General features: G+C 35.8%; 5 protein-coding genes. All 5 read left to right on the top strand.

The window, feature by feature from the left end; all coding sequences use genetic code 11:
* Positions 1 to 367: asparagine synthase-related protein (locus tag AC1DG9_RS22515; RefSeq protein WP_477635274.1), on the top strand; the 367-nt coding region annotated here is incomplete at its 5' end.
* A 37-nt stretch (positions 368 to 404) separates the two neighbouring features.
* Positions 405 to 1499: an NAD-dependent epimerase gene (locus tag AC1DG9_RS22510; protein ID WP_172662605.1), complete on the top strand. Its 1095-nt coding sequence runs from the start codon at positions 405 to 407 to the stop codon at positions 1497 to 1499.
* A gap of 480 nt (positions 1500 to 1979) precedes the next feature.
* Positions 1980 to 3329 carry a pectate lyase family protein gene (locus AC1DG9_RS22505; protein ID WP_337715983.1) on the top strand — a complete coding sequence of 450 codons (1350 nt, stop codon included), beginning with the start codon at positions 1980 to 1982 and terminating at the stop codon, positions 3327 to 3329.
* A gap of 113 nt (positions 3330 to 3442) precedes the next feature.
* The gene (locus AC1DG9_RS22500; protein WP_288883667.1) at positions 3443 to 4591 is read left to right on the top strand and encodes a glycosyltransferase family 4 protein; all 1149 of its coding nucleotides are present in this window, start codon (positions 3443 to 3445) and stop codon (positions 4589 to 4591) included.
* Between the two features lie 53 nt (positions 4592 to 4644).
* A partial coding sequence (locus tag AC1DG9_RS22495; RefSeq protein WP_477635273.1) for a GNAT family N-acetyltransferase occupies positions 4645 to 5562 on the top strand: 918 nt, incomplete at its 3' end.

Below are 5562 nucleotides of genomic sequence, written 5' to 3'. Positions count from 1 at the left end.
AGAAGGAAGAAGCCCTTTTTTAGCAAAAGAAGTTCTTGAATTTGCCCCTGGATTACCGGACAATTTTAAAATAAAGAAACTCCAGACCAAAGATATTTTGAGAACGCTTGGAAAAAAATATCTGCCGGCTGAGCTCATTGAACAACCTAAAAGAGGATTTGAAATACCCCTGAAGAAGTGGGTAGATCATGAACTCAAAGAGATTATCAATACCTATTTGATGGCTCCGGATAATTTATATTCTAAAATCATAAAAAAAGACTTCATAATGGACCTTATTGCCAGAAAGATTAAAATTTCTGATGAAAGAAGGGCCAAAATACTCTTTTGCGTATTCAGTCTGGAAGTGTGGCATAAAAACCTTTAAGCCTAAATCTATAAATCTAAATTTTAAAGCGATCGTTATGAAAGTATTGGTTACCGGTACAGCCGGTTTTATTGGGTATCATCTGGCAAAATATTTGTTGGAAAGAGGCGATGAGGTAGTCGGAATTGATAATATTAATGATTACTATGATGTAAATCTAAAACATGGCAGGCTCTCAGAAACAGGAATTGATGGTTTATCCTTAGAATATGGAAAAGCTGTAAGAAGTTGTAAATATCCCAATTATCAGTTTGTTAAACTAGATCTCACAGATCATGGCAAGATGAAGAAACTTTTTAAAGGATGTCATTTTGATGCGGTATGTAATTTAGCCGCGCAAGCCGGAGTAAGGTATAGTTTGACGAACCCCAGAGCATATATTGATTCAAATATCACCGGTTTCCTAAATATTTTAGAGTGCTGTCGTACACACAATATCAAACATTTTGTCTATGCAAGTTCATCAAGCGTTTATGGTTTAAATAAAAGAATGCCGTTTTCTCCAAGTCATCAGGCAAATCATCCGGTATCAATATATGCTGCTACAAAAAAAAGTAATGAACTTATGGCCCATACTTACAGCCATTTATTTAAACTCCCAACAACGGGGCTACGCTTTTTTACCGTATATGGCCCTTGGGGAAGACCTGATATGGCTCCATTTCTTTTCACAAAAGCAATTCTGGAACACAAGCAGATAGATATCTTTAACAATGGGAAAATGAAACGGGACTTTACCTATATAGATGATATTGTGGATGGAATTGTTCGTGTTATTGATCATCCCGCAAAAAAAAGTGTTTTATGGGACGCTTCTGTTCCTGACCCTTCGAGTTCCAATGTTCCATACAGGGTATTTAACATTGGAAGAGGAGAATCAGTAGATCTGTTAGAGTTTATTACTGAAATTGAGAAAAATATAGGTGAAATTGCCGATAAAAATTATATGCCAATGCAAAATGGCGATGTTGCAGAAACCTGGGCAGATATATCGGTAATGAAGAAAATGCTGGCATATGATCCGAAGGTTTCAGTATCTGAAGGGGTAAGAAATTTTGTGAATTGGTATAAAGATTTTTACTTGGTAACAAAAAAGGGACAAACGCATCTAGCAAGTGTTGTTTATCATTGATAATTCTCTTACAAAACAATACTAAAAATTATTGATAATTCTAAGTTTTGGGCCAAGTATATTTAGAGTTTGAGGTCTGATGGTTCTTTTGTGACGGAAAAATTACATTTATTCATGTGTTTGAACATGCTTTTTGTAGTTAATATCTACGTCGATATTAATAATTTATCACTATTTTAAATTAATTTAAAATTTGTATCTGGAAAATATTTTAATCAATTGATGCCTGATATAATAATAAGTAATATTTGATTAAGCTAAAAGATATTCTAATTTCTGAATGATAATTTATTAATTATAATAATTAAATCGATGAGATTTGCTAAATTGGATTAGCGCCTGAAAAATGGTTTTCTTTATGTAAAATCATTGATTTTCCATAATTTTTGAAGTGTATAGTGACGCGCTTTTTCGCGTTACCATTGTATACTTTTAAAAAATCAAATGGAAAGAAAAAACAAAACATCAAATCGACTGCCCATGAGCCTTCTATTACTGTTAGTTGTATTAACTTTTAGTAAATGTAAAAAAGGCTCGGATGCGGCAACCCCTGAAAACCCACTTACGCAGACTGATACTGGTGTAGCAGCTACGAGCACCACAAGTGGTATTAAATCATTACAAACATTTAGAGTAGCAAGTGACGGTGGTTACTCTTACAGAGTTTATGAGCTTCCAGTGTCAGGAGATTCACAAAGCCAGCCCAAAGTATCAACAATGAGGGTCTTTGAGGATGGAAAAGAGCTTGGTCCTGCGCATTCAAGCGCAGCAGACATCAGGAACATTGGTAAAGGACGCTTTTGTCATTGGCTTACCAGCGTATATATATCTGCTTCGGATAATAGCGATCCAAGGACCAATGGACGTAAGTATACTTATACCTTAGATGGCAGCAGTGGTTCTGTTGTACAACCTCCGGTAACGAGTCCTGTAGCGCCTCCGGCAACAAGCGGTGCTATTATTGGTTATGCTATGGTTGACGGTAAAACCACAGGTGGTACAGGTGGCCAAACCATAACTGTAACAACTTATTCTGCTTTAAAAAATGCTGTTTCATCAAATACAGCTACGATTATTAAGGTATCCGGAAGAATTACTGGTACAGGCTATTTAAACGTAGGTTCCAATAAAACAATCCTTGGTATGAAAGGTTCGAGTTTGGAAGGTGTTGGTTTATTAGTTTATGGAACCAGTAATGTAATCATCCGTAACATGACCATCAGAAATGTGGTAACCTATTCAAATATAGTTATTAAAGAAGGTGCTCATCACGTGTGGGTAGATCATTGCGATCTATCATCTGATAGAAATCACGGATGGGACTATTATGATGGTCTGTTAGACGTTGGTAACAGAGCAGATTATGTTACTTTATCGTACAATAGATTACATGATAATAATGTCGCGATGTTAATCGGTTTTGGAGATGCAAACACTAACGATATTGGTAAACTTCGTGTTACTGTCTACAAGAATTATTTCTATAATGTTTCTGAAAGACAACCTTGTACAAGATTTGGAACCATGCACGTATTTAATAACTATCTGCAAAATGGTAGCGGATACGGGATTGGTGTAACTATGGGTGCGACAGTAAGAACAGATAATAACTATTTTGAGAACCAGCATTATGCGATTTATACTGATTTTAATTCAAAACCAGGATTTGTTAGTGGCGCAAGCACTAATATTTACAAAGGTAGTGTAAACAAAATTTCAACAGCAGCATCATCATGGGTACCAACCTATGAATACAAGTCAGAACTTATTCCAGCAGCAAATGTTCCTGCGACTGTGATGGCAAATGCCGGAGCAATCCTGAACCTTTAAGCAATAATAGTTTTTGATTTAATAACATCTTTTTTGATGGTCATAGTATTAAGGGCGTGTTTCAACTCAGTTGAAACAGGCCCTTAAATATTTACCTATAAATTTAAATCAACATGGTAAAAGAAAGAAAGATAATCTTGATCTCATGCGATTCTCCACGTTCATTGCTGGATTTCCGAGGTAAATTGATAGAAGCATTAATTGTAAAACACGAAGTGATTATTTTTACTCCTAAAATTGAACATCAGGAGATTAAAAATAAGCTAAGTGAAATGGGGGTAAGGGTATATGAAAATGGATTGAATCCGAGTAATGTATCAATAGTCTCTGATCTTAAATACCTCTTCGAATTGCGCAGGCTGATCAAAGCTACTAAACCCGATGTGTTTTTTCCCTACACTTTTAAACCAGTTATTTATGGCGCTTTTGTTGCCAGGTTTTGCAGAGTAAATCACATCACACCGATGCTGACGGGGCTTGGCTACAATTTTTTAAATGTAGGTTCAAGGAAAACGGTAGTTCAAAAGATAACAAGGATTTTGTTAAAATTGAGTCTGAGAGCAAGTAAAAGATTGCAGATCATTTTTCAAAATAAGGATGATTATAATACACTGATTCGTGCAAATATTATTACAAACAAGAATATAGCTCATGTGGTGAATGGTTCGGGGGTAGATTTGTCTCACTATGAGTACTCTCCCCCCGATTTAAATAACATAAGTTTTTTGATGATTTCGCGATTAATTAACGCGAAAGGAATTAAGGAATACTACTATGCTGCAAAACAGATCAAAGAAAAATTCCCTGATGTTGTTTTTAAACTAATTGGGCCTTATGATGATAACATTGATGCCATTAGTGCGGATCTGTTTTCAAGAATAAAAACGGATGGAACCATCCAATATTTTGGGCTGGTTGATGATGTAAGACCATACATTAACAAATCTTCTGTTATTGTGCTACCATCTTATTATGGAGAGGGAGTTCCACGGTGTCTTTTAGAGGGAATGGCAATGGGAAGGGCAGTTATTACCTGTAATTCTGTTGGATGCAGGGAAACAATTAACCCGCTTCTAAGAAAGGCCAATGGTTTTTTGGTTCCAATAAAAGATATTCAACAATTGGCCTCTAAAATGGAGTACTATATAAGGCATACAGATGATGTTGCAAGATTCGGGCTAAATGGCAGAAAATACGCAAGCGAAAAGTTTGATGTAAACAAAGTGAACCAGACTATGGTTAATATTCTGGAAGGAGCATAATCCTACTACCTAGGAAAATCAGATCACTAGCGCACCTTAAAGAAAAAATATACATGTCTTATCAATGCTTAATTGTCCGCGCAAAAGCGGAGTGGGATGCTTATGTTAAACGGGCTCATAATTATGAAGTATATCACACCTGGTATTACCACTCCTTAAATATGGAAGGAGAGCCCATTCTTTTTATTTACGAGAAAGAAGATTTATTTATAGCATTTCCACTAATAAAGAGAAATATCGCAGGGTCATCTCAATATGATATGACTTCAGTATATGGATACGCAGGGCCAATATCTAATGTAGATTTTAAGGATATTCCGCAACTAACGATTGAAAGCTTTAAAGAAGAGTTCGGTCATTTTCTGAAGTCCGAACAGTGTATATGTGTTTTTTCACGATTGTATCCTTTTCTTAATCAACATTACTTACTGGAAAATATTGGAGGCGTTATTCCTAACGGAAGCACCATCTATATGGATTTATCATTAAGTATTGAAGAGCAGAGATCACGATACGATAAGAGGCTGAAAAGGCAGATAAAGAAACTTCGGGAAACCGGATATACCATTAAAAATGCAGCGGGTCCTAGCGAAATAGCTGCATTTACAGAAATGTATCATAAGAATATGGATCGGTTGGGAGCCAGCAAGAGTTATTATTTCGATGAAAAATATTTTGCCGGATTGCTCAATACCCGTGAATTTGAAAATGAGCTTGTGCTGATTTATGATGGTACTGAAATGATTTGCGGAGCCCTGATATTGATATCCGAAAATGTAGTCAGAAACCACTTGTCTGCCACTTCTGAAAAATACCTGAAAGTATCGCCCAGTAAATTACTGACGGATGAAATTAGCCTGATTGGCAGAAGATTGGGGAAAAAGATATTCCACTTAGGTGGGGGTGTAGGAGGAAAGGAAGACTCATTATTTAAGTTTAAAAGTCATTTTTCTAATTTAAGAATTAACGAC

This window comes from Pedobacter sp. 05L430 (assembly GCF_056397585.1).
The sequence above is the reverse complement of the archived record's forward strand: the minus strand, read 5'-3'. Positions and strand labels throughout refer to the sequence as shown.